Origin of the sequence: Nostoc sp. UIC 10607, assembly GCF_047228265.1 — a bacterium.
GTDB lineage: Bacteria > Cyanobacteriota > Cyanobacteriia > Cyanobacteriales > Nostocaceae > Nostoc > Nostoc foliaceum_A.
Window position 1 is genome coordinate 40,513 of the sequence record NZ_JBIQNW010000018.1, and the last position, 25,125, is coordinate 65,637.

The 25,125-nt window shown below is 38.4% G+C and carries 21 protein-coding genes; 4 read left to right on the top strand and 17 right to left on the bottom strand.

The annotated features are described in order from the left end of the window. Nucleotides 1-21 precede the first annotated feature (21 nt). Complete coding sequence (locus ACEYW6_RS17350) at nt 22-426, top strand: DUF4112 domain-containing protein (protein ID WP_412980682.1); 405 nt, start codon at nt 22-24, stop codon at nt 424-426. A 49-nt stretch (nt 427-475) separates the two neighbouring features. Here the strand turns inward: ACEYW6_RS17350 and ACEYW6_RS17355 are convergent, their stop codons facing one another. Then, the gene (locus ACEYW6_RS17355; RefSeq protein WP_412980683.1) at nt 476-967 is read right to left on the bottom strand and encodes a DUF1499 domain-containing protein; all 492 of its coding nucleotides are present in this window, start codon (nt 965-967) and stop codon (nt 476-478) included. Nucleotides 968-1,287: 320 nt separating this feature from the next. Beyond that, nucleotides 1,288-1,743, bottom strand: coding sequence for a DUF2214 family protein (locus ACEYW6_RS17360; protein ID WP_412980684.1), 456 nt, complete (start codon nt 1,741-1,743; stop codon nt 1,288-1,290). A gap of 250 nt (nt 1,744-1,993) precedes the next feature. On the opposite strand from ACEYW6_RS17360, the gene ACEYW6_RS17365 reads away from it, so the two are divergent. Further along, nucleotides 1,994-2,257 (top strand): hypothetical protein, encoded by a 264-nt coding sequence (locus ACEYW6_RS17365; RefSeq protein ID WP_412980685.1) that lies wholly within the window; start codon nt 1,994-1,996, stop codon nt 2,255-2,257. A gap of 470 nt (nt 2,258-2,727) precedes the next feature. On the opposite strand, the gene ACEYW6_RS17370 is transcribed toward ACEYW6_RS17365, so the two are convergent. From ACEYW6_RS17370 to ACEYW6_RS17440, 15 genes are all read right to left on the bottom strand, one after another. Next, complete coding sequence (locus tag ACEYW6_RS17370; RefSeq protein ID WP_412980686.1) at nt 2,728-3,708, bottom strand: aldo/keto reductase; 981 nt, start codon at nt 3,706-3,708, stop codon at nt 2,728-2,730. A gap of 355 nt (nt 3,709-4,063) precedes the next feature. Further along, nucleotides 4,064-4,615 (bottom strand): hypothetical protein, encoded by a 552-nt coding sequence (locus ACEYW6_RS17375; protein WP_196511776.1) that lies wholly within the window; start codon nt 4,613-4,615, stop codon nt 4,064-4,066. A 247-nt stretch (nt 4,616-4,862) separates the two neighbouring features. After that, nucleotides 4,863-7,055, bottom strand: coding sequence for a GumC family protein (locus ACEYW6_RS17380; protein ID WP_412980687.1), 2,193 nt, complete (start codon nt 7,053-7,055; stop codon nt 4,863-4,865). A 112-nt stretch (nt 7,056-7,167) separates the two neighbouring features. Next, nucleotides 7,168-8,331 carry a DegT/DnrJ/EryC1/StrS family aminotransferase gene (locus ACEYW6_RS17385; protein WP_412980688.1) on the bottom strand — a complete coding sequence of 388 codons (1,164 nt, stop codon included), beginning with the start codon at nt 8,329-8,331 and terminating at the stop codon, nt 7,168-7,170. A 13-nt stretch (nt 8,332-8,344) separates the two neighbouring features. Then, nucleotides 8,345-9,358, bottom strand: a complete 1,014-nt coding sequence (locus tag ACEYW6_RS17390; RefSeq protein ID WP_412980689.1) for an ATP-grasp domain-containing protein — start codon at nt 9,356-9,358, stop codon at nt 8,345-8,347. 40 nt (nt 9,359-9,398) lie between these two features. Further along, nucleotides 9,399-10,739, bottom strand: a complete 1,341-nt coding sequence (locus ACEYW6_RS17395; protein ID WP_412980690.1) for a phenylacetate--CoA ligase family protein — start codon at nt 10,737-10,739, stop codon at nt 9,399-9,401. 23 nt (nt 10,740-10,762) lie between these two features. Next, entirely contained in the window at nt 10,763-11,446 is a 684-nt protein-coding gene (locus ACEYW6_RS17400; RefSeq protein WP_412980691.1) for a sugar transferase, read from the bottom strand. 592 nt (nt 11,447-12,038) lie between these two features. Further along, nucleotides 12,039-13,280 carry a glycosyltransferase family 4 protein gene (locus ACEYW6_RS17405; protein ID WP_412980692.1) on the bottom strand — a complete coding sequence of 414 codons (1,242 nt, stop codon included), beginning with the start codon at nt 13,278-13,280 and terminating at the stop codon, nt 12,039-12,041. 84 nt (nt 13,281-13,364) lie between these two features. Beyond that, entirely contained in the window at nt 13,365-14,510 is a 1,146-nt protein-coding gene (locus tag ACEYW6_RS17410; protein WP_412980693.1) for a glycosyltransferase, read from the bottom strand. Nucleotides 14,511-14,513: 3 nt separating this feature from the next. Then, the gene (locus tag ACEYW6_RS17415) at nt 14,514-15,767 is read right to left on the bottom strand and encodes a hypothetical protein (RefSeq protein ID WP_412980694.1); all 1,254 of its coding nucleotides are present in this window, start codon (nt 15,765-15,767) and stop codon (nt 14,514-14,516) included. A gap of 121 nt (nt 15,768-15,888) precedes the next feature. Beyond that, nucleotides 15,889-17,292, bottom strand: a complete 1,404-nt coding sequence (locus tag ACEYW6_RS17420) for an O-antigen ligase family protein (RefSeq protein ID WP_412980695.1) — start codon at nt 17,290-17,292, stop codon at nt 15,889-15,891. 39 nt (nt 17,293-17,331) lie between these two features. Beyond that, nucleotides 17,332-18,492 (bottom strand): glycosyltransferase family 1 protein, encoded by a 1,161-nt coding sequence (locus ACEYW6_RS17425; protein WP_412980696.1) that lies wholly within the window; start codon nt 18,490-18,492, stop codon nt 17,332-17,334. Nucleotides 18,493-18,505: 13 nt separating this feature from the next. After that, entirely contained in the window at nt 18,506-19,804 is a 1,299-nt protein-coding gene (locus ACEYW6_RS17430; RefSeq protein ID WP_412980697.1) for a lipopolysaccharide biosynthesis protein, read from the bottom strand. After that, nucleotides 19,791-19,982: a hypothetical protein gene (locus tag ACEYW6_RS17435; protein ID WP_412980698.1), complete on the bottom strand. Its 192-nt coding sequence runs from the start codon at nt 19,980-19,982 to the stop codon at nt 19,791-19,793. Before ACEYW6_RS17435 ends, ACEYW6_RS17430 begins: the two co-directional genes overlap by 14 nt. A gap of 49 nt (nt 19,983-20,031) precedes the next feature. After that, nucleotides 20,032-22,047 (bottom strand): polysaccharide biosynthesis protein, encoded by a 2,016-nt coding sequence (locus tag ACEYW6_RS17440; protein WP_412980699.1) that lies wholly within the window; start codon nt 22,045-22,047, stop codon nt 20,032-20,034. Between the two features lie 1,014 nt (nt 22,048-23,061). Between ACEYW6_RS17440 and ACEYW6_RS17445 the strand changes: the two genes are divergently transcribed. Both ACEYW6_RS17445 and ACEYW6_RS17450 read left to right on the top strand, forming a co-directional pair. Then, complete coding sequence (locus ACEYW6_RS17445; protein WP_412980700.1) at nt 23,062-23,214, top strand: hypothetical protein; 153 nt, start codon at nt 23,062-23,064, stop codon at nt 23,212-23,214. A 160-nt stretch (nt 23,215-23,374) separates the two neighbouring features. After that, nucleotides 23,375-24,325 carry an RpoD/SigA family RNA polymerase sigma factor gene (locus ACEYW6_RS17450; RefSeq protein ID WP_412980701.1) on the top strand — a complete coding sequence of 317 codons (951 nt, stop codon included), beginning with the start codon at nt 23,375-23,377 and terminating at the stop codon, nt 24,323-24,325. Nucleotides 24,326-25,125: the final 800 nt, after the last annotated feature.

Below are 25,125 nucleotides of genomic sequence, written 5' to 3' on the forward strand. Positions count from 1 at the left end.
GTAGTGCAAATATCGAAAATTATGGACGCTGCCAAACGCCTTGCTACTCTAAATCGCATCCGCAAACTCAGCCGCTTGATGGATACATCTATACGCATCCCTCTAACAGGTTTTCACATTGGAATAGACCCAATTATCGGTTTGGTTCCAGGTGCTGGTGATTTAATCAGTACAGCGTTTTCAGCTTACATCATATTTTTAGCTACCCGTTTTGGTATTCCCCGTGAAGATTTAGCCAAAATGATTTTTAATGTTGGTTTGGAAACAGTCGTGGGTACTGTGCCTTTAGTGGGTGATTTATTTGATGCTTTCTATAAGTCTAATATTCGCAATTTGACTATTTTAGAGCAACATTTGACAGTGGTTGAACCAGAACTCAAAGAAGTGTCTGATGAACTTTATTCTCGTAAGTTGAGCCAAGTTTAAGTTGGTTGTTATCCATCACTAATCTTGGCACTCCTCACGGCTACTAAAATCAAATGTTTAAATCGCGCAGAGCCAGACGAATTTGCTCGACTCGTCTGCGGTTGACACCGAGATCCGATTCTCCCACGCGAGATGCCGATCGCAGATGAATTACTGATTCATTGGGAGGGAAATAAAACTCTACATCATCAACAAATTTGAAGATGCGGCTTTTAGAAAGAGCATGGATGTAATTAGGAGTCTGTTCTACAATTTCTGTACGGGGAACAACACCGAGAACTTTTAGTAAGATTTCTCTAGCTGTATTGCGGTCTAGATGATAAGTAATCGGGTCAATGGCGTGTTTGGCATCAGCATTTTGACTCACAACACAGTTGTCTGAAGCCGGGCAAGCAGTAAGATAACCATTATCAACTCCCAAGCTAGAAGAAGCAGCCCAAGTAGCCCCAGGAAGTATGAAACTACTAATCAAAGTTAGGAGTATTGCTAAAGTAATACTCCGCAAGAATCGCTGCTGGAACGCTTTTAGCAGATGAGACATGATAAATTTTCCCCTCAAGTTTTAAATAGCACTCATTTATTTTCGGTCATTTTGGGTGAGTGCTGCGCCTTATCGGTTCGCCATACACCGAATCATCCATCCAGCCGTATCCCAATGCACACGCGCAAAAAGAGCATTGTACCGGGCATAGGAGCCATTAAACATCTACGCACTGGGGAAGCTTTTGTATAGTACTAGTGTGCTATCCGTTCCAAGCGATCGCTCCAGGGGTGCAATTTTTTCCTCTCTATGAGATCCTGAATGCGATCGCTTGAATTTTTTAGGTGAGGCGATCTAGAGTGCAACTTTGACTGCCTAACCTAGTTTGTGCCTACTCCCCTTGCCATGATTGCTGCCAATAACGGAATTAGGGTAAAGCCAACCAGTTCAATTCTAATTAGCCAGATTAGACGATTTAGTTTTAGTAATTCCAGCTTGGGTGCTTGCCCCTGTTGCAGACTTTTCAACCAACCAATGAAAGAAAAAGTGGGATAGAGAGATAGCAAACCTACCACGATAAAAACCCCAACTTTGACGTAGAAAACTGGGTTACTCAAATAGTAAACTGTGCCTTTACCAAAGTAGATAACACGCAAAACCCCTGTAACAAGAACAACAGTTGCTGATATGCCATACACTGCATCAGCTATAACAATCTTCCAAGCCTCATTTAAACTCAATTCTTTTTTTAAATTGAATGCTTCTAACACCAGAGCGCCAAAACACAACATGAAGCTTAAATAATGTAAATACGCGACTATGGCACTTACCCACATATTATTTTTAGTTTTTGCTAGTTTACTGTTTTGATATTGGTTTTGAGGTGAAGACCCTCACCATCAAGCCCAAACTAGCACTAAGACAACTAGCCAAAAAGTGACCAATAATTCAGATTTTCATTGACTACGAACCCACAATCATTAGCAGGGGTTGCTACTGTATTCCCTGGTGATTCCAGCTTTTTATCGGTTAAATGGCTGGTATCGGCTTTGTTGTGGCCAACTTTAGAAAGTTTGATGGTTGTAGATGAACATAGGAATAATCGAGTCTTACAGTAACGGGTTTTTAGAAGTTGTACCAGAGAGCGATTATTGGCAGATTGTAGGTATACACATCAATGGCCAAGCCTACTGCCCTACTCCTCGGCTTTATCGTTCAGAAAGGGTAGCATTGGCAAAAGCTGCACAAATTTATGATTGGCTAGCTGACCACGAACACCAAATCAGTGATGGAGCTTACAACTGTTCTGAATTACAACTCATCCTATGGCAGCAACCGAAACTATCTTAGTTGACCTAAGTGTAGGTGCTTGCCTTGAGCAATACATATAGTATTTCTGTATTAATGATTGAGAGTAAGCTTATAGTCCCTGCCTCAAGTGTGGGGATTTTACGAGTCGTAAAGCTTGACTAATTCGCTTATATCGCTGGCTAAGGTCGGAGTGTCGCCACTCCGCCCTTAGGGACTTCCAAATAAAAAAATATACCATCGCTATAGAGGCAGGGGGCAGGGAGCAGGGGGAGGGATAGTCGTAGTGAAGTCCAGAAATTGGATAATTTAATTTCTGGAAGTCCCTTAGCCAGCGTTTTACGCATCACGACTCATAAAAAGCGATCGCACCTATCCCAAGCCTCTAAGTCACCAGAATGAGCCGCCCTTATTCTTAGATAAAAAAATAGAGGAGCATGGTTTACCGCCGCAGGCATTACCTACGCTCATCAAAAGCAGAATTTGAAAAAATACCCCAACACCTAAATGGATCAACGGTTAACAGTACTCATATCAGGGTAACGTTCGCCTGCTGCCACATCTTTTGGTGCAACTGCTTCAAGTCGATTCAACTCTTGTTCAGTCAGGGTAATTTCGGTAGCTGCAACATTCTCCTCCAAGTAAATACGGCGTTTTGTACCAGGAATTGGGACAATATCTTCTCCTTGAGCCAATAGCCACGCTAAAGCAAGCTGACTAGAAGTTACTCCTTTTTCGCTGGCAATTGCCTTAACTTGCTCTACTAATTGCAGGTTCTTATAGAAATTCTCACCTTGAAAGCGAGGAGAATTTCTTCGATAGTCATCAGGTGCAAGATCATCAGGGCTAGTGATTGCACCTGATAAAAACCCTCTTCCTAATGGACTATAGGGAACAAACCCAATTCCTAATTCCCGGACAGTCGGTAAAATTTCATCCTCTGGCTCTCGACTCCAAAGAGAGTATTCTGTTTGCAATGCAGTAATGGGGTGAACTGCCACAGCCCGTCGAATCGTGGTAGGAGCAGCCTCCGAAAGTCCCAAATAACGAACTTTACCAAGCTTAACTAACTCTGCCATTGCCCCTACAGTATCTTCAATGGGTACAGTTGGATCTACACGATGTTGATAATAGAGGTCAATCACTTCAACTCCCAGGCGTTTTAGCGAGGCATCGCAAGCTTGATGGACATATTCTGGCCTGCCACTAATTCCTTTCCAACCACCATCTTCAGTGCGGACATTGCCAAATTTGGTTGCTAACACTACTTGATCTCGGCGAGCTTTAATTGATCTGCCTACTAGTTGCTCGTTGGTAAACGGCCCATACATATCAGCAGTATCGAGAAAATTAACTCCAAGTTCTAATGCCCGATGGATAGTAGCGATCGCTTCTGATTCATCACGGCCACTATAGAACTCAGACATTCCCATGCAACCAAGTCCGATAGCTGAAACTTCTAACCCTTGTTTGCCTAGCTTTCTGGTTTTCATCAAATAATCTCCTAGTCAGTAATTGGTCTTAGGAATTACGTCTTTCAGTATTATCTTTTTCCCAATCACCAAGTCATCTATTATTAGAAGCATTTATTGATACAAGTAGGTTGATTTGCGAGTAATTGACATTTCTATTACCAGCCGTACTGAGGTAGCTTTCTTGTAAAGTAATTTAATTGGTAGCAGTGCGATCGCTCCACCCAATTCAAAGAGGAAACCAAGCGCTCGCCCAGCCCACCCAATCTTGACTCAGAGAACTAATTAAAAAATGCCCCTACTGATGCGATCGCAAAAGTTGTAAACATCGCTCATCAAAGTTTACCAATCGCGTTCAAGCCTAAAAATAAGCAATTTAACCAAGATAAGGATATTGTAGCGGTTTGATTTTCAATAATTCTGTCCAGTAACGTATAGCATTATGTTTGGTGGTTTCTGTGTCACGCGATTTGTGAACTCTGCCTATCTCTATAAGAAAATATGTAAGTTTAATAGCAGTAGGTAAGTGAATCAACCCTACCGCTTTAAAATGTTGTAAAAATAAATGTATCAACACTTGTACTTTCTGTCTGTGACGAAAATACATCCACCATTTCATTTGATGTATGGCGATACTGGTTTGATAAACTAATATAGTTTCTACTTCAGTTAATTTATCTTGAACTTGATGATAAAACTGTATTTCTTTGTCAAAATCACCTGCTTTCTGAGCAAAAGCAGCATCATCCGATAATTGATAAGCCTGACTAATTAAGTTACCTGCCGTTTCTGCCTGCTGTTGAGTATAACCAAGTTTTATATATATGGTAGCTGCTGCTGATGCCAATTCTGAAAACTTTTCAGCATCATGTAACCAATATATTTGTGCTTGTAGTTCCCCTAATGTAGTGGCTAAAGTCTCATTCATATTCAATCTAACTTTTCTTATATAGCGGTTCCCACTCAGATGCGGTACAACATTATATCGCCAAGTGTAGGGGCATGGCACTGCCGTACCTCACGTAAACGAGAACCGCTATAAGGCAATTTAGCAGTGATTGACCACGATATGGTAGCACTTTTGACTTTGTAACTATAGCTTCACTTGAATATTTTTCCAGATTTGGGGCAAACTTAACTGAATCAAACACCCAGTTTCTTAGCAAGTAAAAACTTTACCTTACTAGTGTTTTGGAAGATTCTTGGCTTACCTTTAAATCGTCATCCTCTCTAAAGTAGTAGTAGCTATGAGGTTCGTTTTTAGGAATTACACCATTCACTACCTGTCCCAAGACATTTTGACCAGATTTTTCTAAAAGTTCTTTAGCGAAAGCTGCATTAACCGAATCAACTACTCCTGGACGAACTACGAACAAAACACCGTCAGCCATTTGTCCGAGAGTAGCAGCATCAGCAGCAACATTTAATGAAGGAGCATCAATGATCACAAAATCGTATTTAGCAGCAAGAGTTTTCATCAATGTAGCCATGCGTTTTGAGTCGAGTAAGGATGCTGGACTAGGAGGAACTACTCCAGATGTGAGGACATCCAAATTATTCATTACTTGTTTAATAGCTTCCCTAGGTGTCGCCTGCTCAACAATTAAATTGCTTAGACCTTCATTATTAGTTATTTCCCAAATTTTATGTTGAACTGGACGGTGCAAATCTCCATCTACCAGTAAGACTTTATGCTCCATCTGAGCCATTACTACAGCTAAATTAGCTGCTACTGTTGACTTACCTTCTGTAGGTACGGAACTAGTGATCACGATAACTTTTAATTCCTTATCAGCACTCATAAACCTCAGGTTAGCCCGCAGCATTCGGTATGCTTCACTAACAGGCGATCGCGGAGCATTACAAACCACAAGTCTTTCACTATACAACTCCGGTTCTTCTTTCCAATGAATGGATTTGTTCGACTTACTAAAGGGAGGAATAATCCCTAATAAAGTCAACCCCAACAACTCTTTTGCTTCATCAACAGTCTTAACTGATTTATCTGTTACCTCCAAAATATATATGGCCGTAAAAGCTGCCATACTAGCCAACAAACCTGTACTTAAATACAAAAATATCCGCGAAGAACTTGGTTCTTCTGGAATTTCAGCTTTGGATATAATGCTGGCATTCCCTACATTTTGATTTTCAGCGATGCGACTTTCTGGCTGCTTTTGTAGCAGAAGTGAGTAGGTAGATTGAGCCGCTTGTACTTTACGTTCTAACTGGCGCTGTTGTTGCTCTAATCTGGGAAGATTGTTGAAGCGTTGCTTATAAGAAGTTTGTAACTTGGATAAAGTAGCAACTTGGCTTGCTAAACCCATACGGCTTGATTCAAATTCTACCAGCCTTGCTGAGAGTTGTTGTTGCAATTCTCCAAGTTGAAAGTTCTGATTTATTTGTATTTTATTTTTTCCTGTAACCTGTTCCATCCGTTTTTCTAACAGCCCATTTAAAGAATTTAATTTATTTTCTAAATCTATGATTTGTGGATGGTTATCCTGCAAAACAGTTCGCCTAGCTGCAAGCTCTGACTCTAGCTGTTGAGTTTCTTTGAGAATATCTTGTACCCCAGCAATTTGGCTGAGAGAACTCATCATCACAGCCTGTTGTGAGTTCATACTCAACTGCTTACGAATTTGTTTAGACTGTACATCGACATCAGCAAGTTTAGATTGAGCTTCATTAAGTTGTTTTTCTAACTCTGCAATCACCTCCACTGCTTTAGTTGCTTCTTCTTGTAGGGAAATAACGCGGTACTTTTCTTTAAAACTTGCTAGCTCTGCTTCTGCTTGTCGAACAATTAGTTCTGTATTTGGCAGTTGTCGTTCTATAAAATTACGGGCAGCCGCAGTTTCGGCTCTGAGCGAAAACAAGTTTTGCTCTAAATAGATATCCATTAAGGTATTAACAACCTGTGCAGCCCTTTCTGGATCTGAATCTTTATAAGATATTTTTAGAATATCTGTTTTACTAATAGCATTGACTGTCAATTTTTTCAGAAAATATTTTGGTTTTAAAGGTAATCCTTTACTATTACTCAGCTTAAGTTTCTTGATGGTCTTTTGTATAACTGGAAGAGAACGTAATACTTCTGCTTCTGTATCAAGAGGATTAGTTGCATTATCCTTAGATACTGGTTCTAATTTGCCAATTTCGGTTCCTAATCCTGTTAATGTCGAAGTAGGATTTATTCTATGAAAGCGTAACTTGCCTTCTGCTATATAAAAAGGCTTCTGTAAAAAATTTGACGCAATAAGTGAAATTAAAAAAACAGGGAGAAAGATATTTAATGCAGGGACAAAACGACGTCTTAAAACTTGCCAGTATTTGTCAAAGCTTGAAGAATTTTCTTGTGGTTCCATAATAAAAAAATGTTGATTTAGATTTAAGATAAATGTTGTATAGTTACAGTAGAATTAAGGCATGGCTGGTCATGAATCAAATTGACTCTATATTATCAAATGAATTTTCTAATTAATCTATGAATAGATGACGTTGATATTGTTCGGTATTATGGTGAATTGCTTTAATTCCATTAATAACTCTCTCTAAATCTTTATATGTAAGATTTGAACCAGAAGGCAAACAAAGACCGCGTGCAAATAAATCTTCAGCTACTGCACCTCCAACACTTTCGCACTCAGCAAAGACAGGCTGGAGGTGCAAAGGCTTCCAAACAGGACGAGATTCAATTTGTTGTTCGGCAAGTGCTAGACGGATTTTCTCTCGGTCTGCACCAAAAGCTTGGGGATCTATTGTCAAACAGGTTAACCAGCGAGTAGCGCGTCCATAGCTAGTTTCTGGCATAAATTCTATACCTGGCAGATTTTTCAAAGCAGAAGCGTAAATCTCAAAATTGTGTCGTCTTGCTGCAACTCGTTCACTCAAAACATACAATTGACCACGACCAATAGCAGCCAAGACGTTGCTGAGACGATAATTGTAGCCAATTTCTGAGTGTTGATAGTGAGGAGATGGATCGCGTGCTTGGGTTGCCAAGAAACGGGCTTTTTTTACCAATTGTGGATCTTCGGAAACTAACATCCCACCCCCAGAACTAGTAATAATTTTATTACCATTAAAAGAGTAAATACCAATGCGCCCAAAAGTTCCAGGAGCATGACCTTTGTAGGTGGCACCTAAAGCTTCCGCAGCGTCTTCAATTAAGGGAATATCATACTGATTACAAGCTTTTAGAATTGGCTCAATATCTGCACTTTGACCATACAAATGTACAAGTACCACCGCTTTAGGTAATTTGCCAAGATGGGCGCGTTTTTCCAATGCTTCCTCTAACAATTCGGGATTCATGTTCCAGGAAGTGCGATCGCTATCAATAAATACTGGTCTTGCCCCTAAGTAGGTAATTGGATTAGCGGTAGCTATAAAGGTCAGGGTAGAGCAAAAAACCTCATCTCCTGATTCAACTCCAACTAATTGGAAAGCTAAATGCAAAGCCGCTGTACCAGAACTGACAGCCGCCCCATAGCCGGCTCCAGTGACTTGACAAAATTCTTGCTCGAAAGCATCTACGTGTGGGCCAACTGGTGCAATCCAGTTGGTATCAAAAGCTTCTTTGACAAATTCTAACTCGCGATCGCCCATATGCGGAGTTGAAAGAAGGATTGGTTTATTCATAATTTTTTATTTTTTACCTACGAACAGTGACAAGGCGATCACATTTTGCACTCATTGTATTAGTTTGAACCTTCAGCCATTGCTCGTTAGAATTTTCCCCATTTGCCCAAGCGATCAAGGCTGCTGGAATATTTGCTCCTGCTACATGAGAAAATGGATATCCACCACCAAAACGTGGGTTCATTTCCAACACACACGCACTTTTTTGTCCCACAATTACATCACAGTCTAGGTTGCCAATATGTCCTATGTTTTTGCCTATTTTTTCACCTAGCTGTCTAAGACCTTCATTATCAACAGTTAATGCTCGATCTGTTTCTCCGGCTCGCATACCTAACTTGTGTTTAACAAAAGTAGTGATGTAATTTCCATCTAAATTATTAATAATATCTAAACCATATTCTTGTCCCAATATCTTTTCTTGAATCAGAATATACTCATCAGAATTTGTAGAGCTTATATCTGCCAAAAATGATTTACCTATCGTTTTTTTTACACGACGATATGCAAATTCCAATTCTTCATCATCTTCAGGATATTCAATCCCAATCGATGCACTTCCCCATCGAGGTTTAACGACTAAAGGAAAAGATATTTCTTGATGCTTTATGGCTTCTCTCACCTCTTTAATAGAAAGATAAGTTTTGGGAACAGAAATACCCAAATCAGTTAAAAATTTAAAAGTAGCTAATTTGTCAAAACAAATATCAATTACTTCTGAAGACGAAATTACTGGGATAGTCCCTATCTTGAGAAAGCGATCGCGTTGTTTTGCTAACAGGGGTAATTCTAAATCATTGAGTGGTATCAACAAACGAACTTGATGTTGTTCACAGATATAAAGTAGTTTGTCAAAGTAGTCATCGTGATTTACAGGTGGCAACAAAAAACTTTTATCTGCTTCCTGTAATGCTGGAGCCTCTAGGCTAGCATCCCCAACAAACACTAGACCTCGATTTTCTAAAGCTTCTTGAAAGAACTTTACAAGGTAATTTCGTCTTCCCACACAAGTCAACATGACATTCATAAATATCAACCCTCTGTAGCTGATGGTATTTCTGTAAAACTTAGGTATTAGATGAGGTCAATACCTCTTTTGAGGGATCATATAAGCTAACGATGTATTTTCGCTTGCCAGAATTCAAAACTGGAATTTCGTCAACGTAATCAATCTCAATTTGAGCATCACCTCCTAATATCTGCTTTAGTTTCTCAATAACAGATTCTTCTTCTGAGAATGTTTCGTTAACGCAAAGACGGAGGCGGTAGTGAGTTTTATCCTCCTGAATAAACTGAAACTGCTTCAACATACCTAACCTACTCAATGCCTCAAACATGTCATCAAAAATAAAGGAAACAAGCCGTCGTCCCGCAGTGTCATACACCGAATCAAGGCGACGGCCTTCCAAGGAATTAAGAATAGGAGTGGCAAATTTAGAGCAGTCATTGGGAACTATCGAGCCTATGTCACCAGTGTCATAGCGGATCATCGGCAGCGCATAGTTATAAAGATCGGTAACGACAATACGTCCTGGTGTACCTGGAGATATTGGTTCATCACGATCCAAAGCGAGGATTTCAAAGAAATAGTTAGCAGTGTTTAGATGGAATCGACCACAGGTAGGGCATTCGTAAGCAAGTACACCACATTCTTGGTTGGAGTACCTTGATAAAATCTGACAATCTAAAGCCTTGCGGATGGTATCCCGCATATTTGGGTAAAGTGGTTCTGCAAGACACAGAACTCCCTTCACTCCAAAATCTTCAGGGCTATTTCCTTGGGAGATTATATGACGAGCAAGGTCATAAATAACGGAGGAGTATCCAATGAGTATCTCAACGCGCTTGTCTTTGAGAAGTGTTAAGCGTTGTTGCTCGAAAGAGGTAACATCTTGGATGCGAACATCGAATTCAACTTCGTTTTGCATGAAGAGTTTGACCGAGCTTTTTCTGGAGTTAAACTCTATGGTTCGGAAAAAGGCGTGTCGGATGCCAATACTATAACCAACAAGAGAATTAAAGTAGATCAGTTCTGCCAAAACTCGTTGACGCTTACTTGAATTCTGAACGACTCGAAAAGGAGTTCCTGTCGAACCACTAGTCTCCATTACCTTCAGTTTTTTGCCCTTGAAGACTGTTGACTCAAACCGTTCAAATGATTCCCTAATAATATTCTTATCGACTACGGGAAAGTCTTCAAGCTGACCAGAAGCATCATAGTTTTTATAAAAATCTGTTGTCTGAACTGCATGGGTTAAGAGTGATTTTAGCTGCTGGGCTTGATGTTCACCTAGAAGAGATACATCTGCTGTCACCTGTTGAATATTGCAAAGGTGGGTGTAGATGGGTGCACCCTGCATATAATCTAGTCCCCAAAACAAAGCTTTGCGTGCACTTGTAGTGATCATACAGTCCTTATTTTCTGATTGTTTTAGTGCTTTAGCTCCAAATCTATAGGCTGTCCTAACTGCTGTTGACGGCACTTAGCAAAATCACCTTCTAGATTTGTATCAATATCAATATCGCTACGAACAATTACTTTCCAAACAGTCATGAACAAGATGTAAATATCTAATGCTAAGGACTGCTTCTCAACATACTGGACATCAAGTTCCAGCCGGTCTTCCCACAGCAATCTATTGCGTCCATTAATTTGGGCTAATCCAGTGATTCCGGGAAGAACTGAATGGCGCTGACGCTCTCGTGCCGAATAGTATGGTAAATAGTGAACTAGTAAGGGGCGAGGCCCTACAAAAGACATATCTCCTGTAAACACATTCCAAAGCTGTGGAAGTTCATCGAGGCTAGTTTTGCGCAAAAACTTGCCTAAATTTGTGAGCCTTTCAGCATCAGGTAATAACTCACCATTAGTCCCACGCGCGTTTGTCATTGTGCGGAATTTATAGCAGGTGAAAAGGCGAGTATCTTTACCGGGACGTTGTTGCGTAAAGAGAATTGGGCGACCCATACGAAGATAAATAGCGATCGCAACGCTCAATAGCACAGGAGAAAGAACAATTAATGCGATCGCTGCTGTGACTTTATCTAATACAGACTTGATGAGTCTACTATTCTTTGTTAAACGACGATGGACTGGGAAATTTATAGTATTCATAAATACACCCTTCGCTCCAAGAATCGAAATAAATAGGAAAGAAGATATGCTATACAGGATGAAGTGAAAAGCAAGTATATGCAGATATACACACTGGTTGTTTCAGGGCAAACACAAGTAAAAAATGAAACACTCGCTGGATAAGGATATTGATGAAAAAACAGCCTAAACTATGAAACTTCCAAACCCTTGCTATTAAGGGATTCTTGTATTTTAGATGCGTTTGCCATGCTGGTTGCTTTTTATAAGTTCAAAATTGCCGGAATAGTTTTCGTTGCAATTACTAATCTTGACTAATCATTTTAATGAATAGAAAGTAAGATATAAATTGCTTTATTTTATTTGCGGCGATTACCATTACTAATTAAGTAAGTGGGTTTGATTTTTTAAGCAACTTAAACCAAAAGCTGAATTGGTATTAGTAGTTTTTAGTTGTTAACAATTACAATTAATATAACTGAAATTAGAAAATAAGTGTTGCCAGTTTGGCACTATTCTTAGTTATAGCCAATTTAATTGGCTGGCACGATCTTATCCTAATTATTCTAAACTCAATTGATTTAAGAATCAATTAAGTTTAGTCAAAGATTTTTTAACCTGCTTTACCTACCACAGAATATGGGGTTGCTAAATTTTCTACAAAATTTGCATATTGCTGGTAGATTGTATTTCCATCCATATTATTCTTGGCATATTCCAAACCTACAGTTCCCATTTCATGTAATAACTTGCGGTTTGTATTCGATTGCAGTAATGCATCTGCTAATGATTTGGGATTTCCTGCCTCATACTGCAAGCCAAACTTATATTCTTTTAATATTTTCTGGAAATTACCTTTGATTGAAGAAATAACTGGAATACCCAGAGAAAGATAATCGAAAACTTTATTTGGAAAATTAGATGGCCAATCTGATGTAAATGGAACCAAACCTACATCAGAATGCCGCAAAATAGGTAGAGCAACTTCAAAGTTTAAACGCCCTTTAAAGTTAACATTTTTTACACCTAGAGTCTCGGCTAGCTGCTTAACTTTATCGTAGGTAGTCCCATCTCCAATCAGAGTAAACTTAATTGGCTGGTCAGCACAAATTTCTGCTGCTTTAATCACGGTTTCCAAGTCATAAAAATGACTAAAGTTCCCGATATATGAGACAGTTAAAGGCATTTCAAAGTTCTTTGGTTTCACCTCTGATATTTGTATAAAATTACTGTCAAACCCTAAAGGCAATACTAGAGAACCCGCCTGACCCTGGCACTTTCTAAAGTCAAGTAGATAATCTAAATATTCTGGAGAAACTGCGACTAGTCCCTCGGCAATATCAGCTGCCATTTTCAGATTTTGTTTTAAAGAATGAAGTAGAGTATCGCTTAAAAAATTCCTGATTGAGTGAGGGAATACAGATGTAATTGCCTTTGGCCAAGCATCTTGCATATCCACTATTCCTACAGCATGGGTTGCGGCACAGAATTCCATAGCAACACGAGATGATTCAATAGGAGGAATACTTGCTATAACTACATCAACTGGTTCTGATGCGTGCAGAGATTTTAAAGCCTGAGAAACTCCACTGGCATAGATACGATGGCTAATAATACGTTGCAGAGAAACGTTTTTATAATAAGGGGGCACATGAACAAAAATTACTTTTAAACATTGTCTGTCATCAGTTGTTATTTGGCTCCTATATTGTTTAGTACTGTGATCAAAATCAGCAACAATCCAACTTAATCTATGTCCTCTAATAATGAGTTCATCAACTAGCATAGTGTATCGATGGCGTCGCTTACTTTCCCAAGGTAGTGAATCAAATGGATTAACAATGACAATATGCATTTTTATCTCCTAAAGGTAATTTTTTGGGTTTTTCAAGAATTTATCCAAAATTCTATTGAGCAGCATCTCAACACTTATTTCTCATTAAATGTTTTCGTTGATGATACTTTTATACTCTTTTAGTAACTGCATACTAATGTGTGACCAAGAGTATTTTTTCTCAACTAAATTTCTTGCGGTCTGTCCACGGACTGAAATTTCTGATCGGGCAGCTAGAACGCTAGAAATACCTTCAGCAATAGCTGCTGGGTTTGGTTCAACCTTCCATCCAGCACCAGCGGCCTCCACCTCTTTTGCCATATTTGTCCCAGGCGTAAGGAGGCAAGGTAAGCCATAAGAAAGAGCCTCCAAAACTGCAATTGGATGTCCTTCAAAGCGGGAGGTGTGTATAAACAAATCTGTACTGCGGAAAACTTCTTGTTTTTTCTCCTGCCAAACTGGATCTTTCAGGTGGATAAGATCCTGAATTTGATAATTCTTGCTCATCTCCTGAAGTTTGATCTTACTTCCCCCAATATCAGAACCATATAAGAATATTTGAACTTTAGATACTCTCAATTGTTCTTGAATCATTGCACAAGCTTCTAACAATCGGTCTAATCCTTTATGGTGGATGTCGAGGCGGCCCAAAAAGACAAATTTTAATTCAGTTTTGCTACCAGGTTTAGCTAATAATTTATGGGGTGGTAAATCTACTCCATTACCAACTACAAATACTGGACGATTCCAGATTTTTCTGACATCAAATGCTTCTTCATCGGTTAAACAGTGTAGCGCTGCTGCATTTTGTACCATCCAATTAAAAAATAAAAGGTTACCTACCTTTTTCTTCAGATACTTCTGCTGTTGTGCTCCCTGCGTCATCCCACCGTGAGGCGTAATTACATAAGGGATTTTTCTTTTCACAGCCTCATAGGCCAGTAGAGTATGCTCCCAGATATAGGTACTATGGAAAACAATCAGATCCGGCTTATTCAAAGGTTGAGGCATTGATGCGATCGCAGGGTAACGCGGCAGATGCCGGATAGAATTAACTGGATAGAGTTCAGGCTTTTCGTAATACCCGTGTGTAGAAGTAGTTAAAAGCCCAGTTTGTATACCTAGATTTAGAAGGCTATTAATAGATGGAGGTATAGCAAATGCTAATCCTGAAATCTGATTGTGAGTAATAGGTGCAATGTGTAGGATAACAGTTGACTGCATTTGTCGTTTCTCAACGAGAAGACTCATCAGTTACTCCTTTGATAATTGGTAGATATGGACATCTCCTGCTTGAATCAACCCACTCAGCTTTCCATCTTCAAAAACCATCCCTGATGGTCGTCCTGGGAATACTGGTTGTGCCAAACCTCTTGCTTTAGTAGGAATCATAATGGAAGCATTTATACTTTCTTTTGGAGAAGTATTGAGTACCACAACATAAACTAAGTTTCCGTATACCCACTCTCCTACGTACAAATCATCAACTTTGGTATCAAGCTGAGTTAATTTTCCTTCTAGGAATACTGGACTGAGTTGTTTGATTTCGGGTACTAACGACTTCATTCCATTCCATAAATCAGTATTTTGCGATAAGTCCCATGAATTTTCTCCAATAAAAAAAGAGTAATAAATAATGCCTTTGACACCAGTGACTATTGCTCCATAAGTCATGTTGTATATTTCTTTAAAGGTAGGAGGACGTGAATTTTCCCAACTAAAAGTTTGTAGATTTGCAATAATGGAACGATTGTGTGGCGTACCATCTTCATTTTTAGTGGCATTCAACATATTGTAATAATTGCGACGTAATGGTTTTTTATCATTGGGATTGTTAGATATCGGATAAGATTGAAAACCAACGACATCCACAGAGCCAATAAAATCTATAATCCTATCAGAAAAACCACTAATATATGTAATATGATTTGTATCCAATGCCTTGATTTTATTGTGCAATTTTTGTATTTTTTGAGGAGTATAAGCATTGGACGGAGCATCTACATCATCTGCAAGATACCATCCTAACAGTGCAGGTTTGTGCTTATATTTATTAACAATATCTAAAAATTTTTGATTATTAATCTTTGGATGAACATAATGTGGGAGAACATAAAGTTGCAACCGTTCGGCTTCATCCAGAACTATTAGTTCATCATCATAATCGTCAGTGATGTCAGCATGAATAACATTGAATCCAGCGGCAGCAATATTTTCTAAATCGGTTAAGCGCTTTATCTTATTAGCAGAATACCAATCATGATAGAAGCCTAATGGAAAAAATGGTTGATCATTAACCATTAGTGTAGCATCGCTTCGTGTATAAATATGAGAAATATTGCTCCTTGTGTTTATCAAGCTATTTGATGCTATTTCTGGTCTACTATTATCTGCAATAACTTCAGCTAAAAACCTATTGTCCATATAATTAGCTAGCTTGTAAGTAAGTGTAATCAATATGCTTAAAAATAATGCGATTACTATTATATTTTTCCAGCTTATCTTCATGCTTGCTCTTTTTGAAATATTAAAAAGTTCTAATTTATATATGCTTTAGAGATGGATGCAATTAATCAGAGATAAATTGCTAACTGTAAAGAATGTAAATGTTATAAGTAATTTCTGAATACTATATAATTTTCATATTTTTCAATTTGTTAGTTTCAGAATTACGCAGAGCGATGGCTACAGAACACAGATACAATCCTAGAAAGTGACCAAAAGCAGGAACTGGATAAAATGTTTCTTGCGTTGACGAAGAAAGTAACAGCCCAATTGTCGACCAAAAAATTGCTTTTTCTGCAATTTCATATTTGTATAATAAGTAGAGTATTTTATAAAACAAAAAACAAAATATGAATAAACCTAAAATGCCATTTTCTATAATTACATGGAGAGGTAACATATGAGCGCTCTCTCCCGATCCCCAATAATCCCATGCTGCTCCAAAGCCTATTCCAGTTATCGATAACATAGGCTCTTTGCTCAAAAAGTTAAGGCGTTCTTGCCAAATTTCGTCTCTTCCGCTTAAGTTATCTGCATTGCTAGCATCTAATATTGTTGATTGGCGTTCCAAAACTGAGCTTTCAGTAGCGTTCAAACCCACCAAACTTATATTTGGTGAACTAAGAACAAAACCAAAACTTATAAATATTACTGCTGTTATCGTAATTAAAATGCCAGTATAAGCTGGTTTTTTCAGCATATATATTGTTGCAAATATTAAAATTGTAAAAAAACCAGCACGTGATTCACTGAAAAAACAGCATATTAGTGATAATAATAGTAAACAAAAGTTCAATATTACTTGTTTACCTTGCGCTAAATGTATTCTTAAAGTTACTAACATGACTACCTGAACTGCTACATAAGCATGGTTATAACCTATAGTTCCCCAACCTTTTCCTCCTGCCTTTTCTGCCAATACATAGTAATACCACGGGCCAGACCCATCGAGACTTTGAGGTAAATGTGCAATCAAAAGCCCCATAGGAAAAATCCCAGAAAAGGTAAGTAAAATTGACAAACAAACAAATATCAAAATAAAGGTAGTAATTTGCTTTAAAAGCTTAATTCTTTCTGTTGTTAAAGGAATCTTGGATGTTGCCCAAAATATACACACAAATTGCACTAGACGATATATTTGATAAATACCTAATTTTATTCCAAATGCATCACCATCTACTAAATTACTAAGATACCCAAGATGTGACCAAATACTCAACACCAAAATTACAATTAAAATCTTAATTAGCTGCTGATTACTGCTTGAAGCAAGGAGATTTTTCTGATTAATATTTAGTAAAAATGTTAATACTATTAACAGTACGCCCAAATCGGAGAAGTTTGGCCAAGTTGCCCAAGGGCCAATTGGTAATATGGGAATTGTAAAGCCTTGGGATATTAAGTAAAAACATAAAGCAAAAAATAACCACCTAGTTTTTTTGATCTGCCACTGGAAAATATCAGAATTCTTTTCCCCTTGGGGATAATTTATGTAATTCTGGTTTGCTTTTTTGATTTTTTTTAACATATTTTTCTTGTATTTGTTAACACGATAAAATTGAAAAAGTTATATCAGATAACCATATTTTTGAGGCAGCTTTAAATAAAAATTCTCTAATTCTCGACCATTTTTTTGAATGTTAAATTGGCTTTGCTCAACCAAACTGAAGGCTTCCGTATGCATAATTTTTAACTTTGCCTGTCTGGCAGCAAGAATTACTTCAGCCCAGTTAACAGATGGTTGCGATAGAGAAATTCGATGCATCAAAGGCTTAATCAAATCTGCTTCCTTCGGGACAATATCCGATAAAACACATGGTACTCCTGCCGCTTGTGCCTCAATTAACACTAGTCCCAATCCTTCATAAAGGGATGGAAAGAGAAATAAATCCATAGCGCCTAGCATGAGTCGAGGTACATCAGTACGAACGCCTGTGAAAATGACACGGTTTGCTAAACCTATCTGAATAACTTTTCGCTCAATTTCTGGTCTTAGAGAGCCATCGCCTACTAATAAAAGGTGCATTTTTGGTTCTCGCTTGGCAATCTCTGCGAAAATCTCTAAAAGAAATTGATGATTTTTTTGTTGCTCAAATCTGCCAATATGACCAATTACGAGGGCATCTATCGGTATACCAAGTTCAGTACGCACAGTAACTGGATCAACAAGAGCCTGGAATGGTTTTAAGTCAACTCCACAGTAAAGAGTTCGCCAACGTGGATCAGTTTGCCAAGCAAGACCGAATAAGTCTGCGGCTGCAATGCTACTAGCTGCGAGTCCTGTTGTTGCGTAGCGGGCAATCCACCGTTTCATTAAATCTATATAAAACCGCTTTTTCCATCCTGCTTTAGCCTGAATTGAGGAGGTATCAAGGTGGCTATGGGCAATGCGAACAGATACACCAGCTTGTTGTGCTAGACGAAGGACATACCCACTAAAGTGATGAACATGACTGTGAACAATGTCATAGGGGCCATAATCACGTAATATACGCTTGAAATTATGAGCGTATAACCAGGGTCGTGATGGATGAGGACAGGAAATTACTTTGCTACCAAGGGCGCAAATTTCTTGATCGTAAGCGCAGGGTTGGGTTGTGTGAACTAAGAAGTCCATCTGGAAGCGATCGCGATCTATGTGCCGTAAAATATGCATCAGCCAAGTTTCAATTCCACCTCGATTCATCTCACCAACGACATGAAGGATTCGCACTGAAGGTTGAACCATTTCTTGATCCTGCTTATATGCTTTGCTTATGTCTGCGGAAAATTTGTAAAGCATGAAAAATTACTCCCAAGGTTAAAATTATGCGAACTATTTCCGCTATCATCATTACGATCGCTGCTCCTACTAGTCCATTTGTAGGGATCAACCAAAAAGAAGCGATCGCACAGATACTAGTGACTATCACAAATAAAGGGATTTGAACGCGGAAGTATCTAGCAGCTGTCATTCCCTCTCCTAGAAAGGAGGATATATATCCAATCCCAGCAGTAACCATGAGCCAGATCAAAATGTCTGCATATTTGGCATACTCTGGTTGGTAGACAATGCTCAGGATTTCCTGACCAGCAACATAAGCCACTAAGATGCTCGCCAAACCCAACAGGCAGCCAATCCCTACCAACTGGAGAAGAAGTTTTTGGTATTTGGTAACATTCCCCGCAGCGTAGTATTTTGCCAGCCTAGGACGAGCCGCACCGCCTAATGCACTGACTACCATGTTTCCTGCCACTATCAGGTAGGCAAGGGCAGCAAATACGCCCAGTTCTCTTGTGCCCAAATATTTCTCCAGAAAATAACGGGGAATATTAGCATTCAAGGAAATCAACATCATCACTAGACCTAGAGGTAAAGCCAGCCATATTAAATTTCTGACTGTTTTTAACTGCCAACGAGGTCTTAATGTCATTCCTTTCAGGGAATCTGCTATTTCACCCTCTGATGTACATTTATTAATTAGCCATTGACAACTAGGGATATCCCAAATAAAGAGAACAAAAGCCCAGGCAATTACTAATCCCACTACTCCCCACAGAACACTACCTGATATGTAAATGCCCATACTAAGCATTAGCAAGGATAGAAGACCTTTCATCATTACGGATAAGGCCATGCGATCCATTTGTTCGTGTTGCTGGAGTAGCCCATAAAAAACATCACTGATTGATTCTATTGCCTTACCTAAGCCAATCAGGATTATGACTAGCGCTGTCTCACCTCGATATCCTGTAGCCAAAGTAATTCCTACAATTGTGGGCAATGCTAACCCTGTCATCATCAGTCTTAAACCCAAGTAGTCGCTGAAAAGATAATGATTTCTAGCATCTGTTGATTGGATATTTCGTAGTTGTAGGTTGGTTAACATCACTATCGGTGCTGTTACTGCCAGTCCCAAGGTAAACTGCCCCACCATTGCTGGACTACCAAGTTTAGCCAAAACCACTAACATTCCCCATTGGCAACCTGAATAAACTAAATTACCAACAAAAGTCCAATAAAAATTATGACGTAGGGCTATGGGCTTATTTTGTTGCATTGGCTTTAGTCATGATTTGAATTTGCTTTTGGTGCTCCATACCAAACACAAAAATTATTTGACAACCATCTACATAGGCCATCCATTTACTTAATAAAGAAAAGTATTTTCTTTCTAGTAAATCCCGCCGATTTGATTTCTGCATTTTATTGTGATTAGGCTCATGAATTCTATTCATGTGTTTATCCAGTTTAAGTTAATGAATAGCAGGCACAGTAATTCTAAAATTATGCCCCTTTTGTTTTTAACTTAGACATCACAGTTAATTGTGCAGTTGACATGTTGGCATATTTGATGGGACTTTCCAAAGATTTATGTTTGTAACCTGGCACCACTTGCAAGAGTAATAGCATAAGTAAATCAGTATCATTTTTTGATGCCGCTCTTAACAAGGCTTCTACAGTATTATGCAAATTAGTGGGAATGATTTGGCTTGCATTTTTGACAAGAAATAATTTTTCATGCTCGGTATTTTCATAATTTTCCCCCTCAATAAATAGCTCTTCAAACAGTTTTTCTCCAGGGCGTAATCCTGTAAATACAATATCTATGTCTTTATTGATTTCATAACCAGAAAGACGAATTAATTCCTTCGCCAAGTCAACAATTTTCACGGGTTCGCCCATATTTAGCATCAATACTTGACCACCACGATTCAATACCGCAGCCTGTAAAACAAGTTGCACTGCTTCCGGGATGGTCATGAAATAACGACAGATATCGGGATGGGTAACGGTTACTGGCCCACCTGAAGCAATTTGTTTTTTGAAAGTGGGAACTACACTACCGCGACTACCCAAAACATTACCAAAACGTACAACAACATAGGGTTTACCGCTTTCTCTTGCAGCTTGCAGCACTAACATTTCAGCAACTCTCTTACTAGCACCTATGACATTAGTGGGATTAACAGCTTTATCTGTGGAAATCATCACAAAATTTTGAACATTGTATTGCAGCGCCATGTCCAATAAGTTTTTTGTTCCAAGCACATTGTTAGTGATTGCTTCTGGTGAATTTAATTCCATCAAAGGGACGTGCTTATGAGCAGCCGCATGAAAAATCACATTAGGTTGAAATTGTTCAAAAGCTTGTTTTAGGCGATCGCTATAACGAATATCGCCAATGAAGGTACAAATACGAGGGCTGTATCGCTGTGCTTTACGATCATTTTTGAGTATTTGGATCAGTTGTTCTAATTCTTGTTGGATATTAAATACAGAATTCTCCCCGTGTCCCATAAGTATTATTTCCGCAGGATGACACTTGAGAATTTGACGGCAAAGTTCACTACCAATTGATCCTCCTGCACCTGTAATCAGTACTATCTTACCTTTGATAAATTTATGCACTTGCTCAATATCAGTTTGTATGGGTTCTCGCCTGAGCAAATCCTCAATTCTGATATCTCGAATGCTATCTACCCGCACACGATCATTGAGGATTTCGTATATTCCAGGTAAAGTACTAGTTTGTGTTCCAGTTGCTTTGCAAATATCTACGATTTCTCGAATGACATGACCAGCAACCGTAGGCATAGCAATGATAATTTTGTGGATTTGGAGAGATTTTAAAGTATCAGGAATTTGGTAGCGATCGCCTACTACTGGGATACCACGAATTTGTACATTTAATTTCCGTGGATCGTCGTCAATGAAGGCAACAGCATGAAAGCCTAGTTTGGGGTTGCTTTGCATGTCTTGCACAAGGGAAACTCCGGCACTACCAGCGCCAATAATCAATACCCGTTCCCGTGGATTAAATACTCCTTGACGTTGGATAAATCTTTCCACAACTCGAAAACTGAAACGTAGCATTCCTATGAAAATACACGACAATAATCCATCAATTAATGGCAGCGATCCCGGTAGTGTATCTATTACAAAAGGCAATATGTGATAAAGAACATTAAATGCCATGTTTTGGATGACTATGGCAGCTACCATCAACATAGCTATATATGTCAGTTCCTCAACACTGGCATAGCGCCAGTAGCGCCTATAAAAACCGAAACTCCAAAATACAATTAGTTTAACTACTAAAAATAGTAGAGTTGCAATTCCTAGTTGTGATATGTGTGCTTGAAGAGCGAGAGAACCGTCTAAACGGATAATCAGCGTTAATAAAGGAGTAATTGAAAAAATAATGATATCAAAAACTAACAAGTGCGTATTTTTTAGCTCAAGCAGCTTTTTCAATAAATTGTGAATAAATTTTTGAAAGATTCTAAGTAAGAGTTTCATATCTTCAAAGACCTCCTAAGCAAGCTACAGAATCATCTTTTTTATGCCTAAATATTCCTTTAGAGAATATTTAATCTCGTCAACCAACTTAAAAACGATGTTTGTATGCCTGGAACGTACTATTGAATAATCCTTTCTAATCCAAAGAATTCAAAGCGGTAAATTTCTTGGTCATTTATTAATTTATAAATGAAAAATAATTTAATTTCTAAATCAATTCTTAGCTTCTAATTTTTATCACTATATTACAGTTTCTTTGTCTATCAATGGACATAGTTAATAATCAAAGAAATACCCATGCAAACAATTTAGTTCAAGATATGTACAACCTTAATGCAACAGATATTCCAATGATTTGAAGGGACAGAGAGGATTTGCTCCTAGCTACGGGACTTAGCTGGATGCATGGCGCAACTCGGATATTTGCACTAGTTTGTATTTATGCTTGAGTTGTCTTAAGCAATTGTTTAATTGTTAGAGTTTACCTTGGTAATTCTAGACAAGTTATGTCCTGAAAAATCGGATATTTAAACTAATCACTTCTGGTATCGAGCACCACACAGTAGTTTTGATTGATTATTTGTTTTGCAAGTTATTGACAACATTATCTTCATGCAAAGGTGAATATCATATCTAAAAATGTATACCTAATAACACGACATCGATAATTGAGAAGAGTTCAAATTTGTGTAACCTAAAACTTAAAACTAGTAATAACTACTTTGTATATAAGTAAACGTAGCTATTGTTATTACTATATTGAACTATAAAATCTATACCAAATTTTAGTTGCATACGTCATGCCAAGTTGGCACAACTTTCATGGGAAACGCATTTAATTTTTTTTTTGAAAAAATGTAACTTATATGATATGAATGGAAAAAAAAGGGAAGTATTTTCAGGTTAGTATCAATGTAATAGATAAATAAACGGAACTATTATCAGGTTAGTATCAATGTAATAGATTTATGCAAAGAAGATTTGATTATTTACTCCATTAAGATAGATCAAGCTATGCCTAGGTTAGGTTACGCCTACGTGGGCACTGTTCGAGTCCATGTTTCAACAGTGGAACGGACACGAGAGAGATTTGTCATCGGTGGGCTAGATTTTGCCCTTAAGGATGAACCTCATCCACCAAAGCTTCGTAGAAAGGAAAAAGCGTAACTGAAAAGCTACAGCTTGTTCTGAACCACCGTCCGGAAGCTTACCTTGTGGTGAGATCCGGGCAATTCGCATTATCCCATCCATTTAAATCAAAAAAATTGATTCGATTATTTGATTTATACTTTTAAATTCGTCTAATTATCAAAAAAAGTTAAGTTGTATGTCCAGCCTGAGTTCAGACATGGTTCGTATCTATTTGCAAGAGATTGGTCGTTACCCAATGCTAACCGCAGACCAAGAAATTGCTTATGGCAGGCAGGTACAGCAAATCATGGCAATTGAGCAAAGAAAAAATGAACTCACCCAACAACTAGATCGAGAGCCAACAATGGTCGAATTAGCTGTTGATATTGACAAAAGTGAAACCGAAATAGCTCAAATACAAAAGCTTGGTCAACGAGCCAAACAGAAAATGGTAACAGCAAACCTGCGTCTGGTGGTTTCGATTGCCAAAAAGTATCAGAAGCGCAATCTCGAATTCTTGGATTTGCTGCAAGAAGGGGCCATAGGTTTACAAAGGGGTGTGGAGAAATTTGACCCCAATCGCGGCTATAAGCTTTCCACCTACGTATACTGGTGGATTACGCAGTCAATCACACGAGCGATCGCAGAGAAATCCCGTACTGTACGCTTGCCAATTCATATCACCGAACAACTCAACAAAATTAAGAAAGTACAGCGAGAACTATTTCAGACACTGGGTCGTCCAGCCAATGTTGTAGAAATTGCTGAAAGTTTAGACTTACAACCAAGCCAGATTAGGGATTTTCTCAGCAACTCTCGTCAGCCAATTTCTCTAGATGTAAAAGTCGGAGATAACCAAGACACAGAACTCAATGAACTTTTACCAGATGAGGGCATATCTCCAAACGAACATATCACCAAAGAACTTCTGCGCCAAGACATGAATAATTTGTTAGCATCACTTAAACCAACTCAGCGTGAAGTATTAGTTTTGCGCTTTGGATTGGAGAATGATCAAGAACTAACTTTGGCTCAGATTGGAGAGAAGTTGAATGTGAGTCGAGAACGAGTTCGCCAAATCCAACAGCAAGCAATCACTGTTCTACGTCGTCAAAAAACTGAAATTAAACAGTATTTATTTTCCTGAAAGATGCCTATTAACGAATATTGCCTAATTCACAGGTTGCAAAATTTTTCTCCCCACCAGACCAAGATGATTTGTCACCTTTAGCACCCAATTTCAATTACCCTACCGTATATGCTGTACTTGATCCTAAATCTTTTGTGAGCAAGCTTTTCAAGGCTTAACGGGAAAAGTCAAATTCTGTGGACAAATGCTTGATCGCAATCGGGTAACGGTTCAAACATGGTTACGACCATATTGCGATCAAGCAATGGAAGAGTTGTAAGAGAAAAAGCGATCGCTAGAAAGACCTAGAACAATACCAACTTAGGTACAACAGGTACTCGACAAGCAATTAAAAAACTCACAAGGGTTTGATAGTTACGGTGCAATCACAAACAGTTAGGAACAGTTTTGGACACTAGACTGTCTGGAAGGCACTATAGATAGAGGCTTCTACCCTTTCAAGCGCCATCGTGTAACACGTCAGATATCACAAATTTGTTACCAAGGCAATTGAGATAGTGGAATATCAACGTTTTCACTGCTAATGCACTGACTGCGGTATTGTTTGTGCTATCGAATGGAGCTATGAAATAATACCTAGGCAGTTTGGTTACTTCAGTATTGTATGCCGCTCCATGTGCTAATAATCACTCATACTAAACAGATTACTAATTGTGCGGCTCTCTACATATAAAGAAGTTACACTTGGTAATTATTTTTTATTAACTGTTTTAATTATTTTAAATATTTTAACTATTTGCTTAACTGTCTTAACTGTCCACTTAAATGTCTTAACTGTCTTAACTGTCCATTCAAAT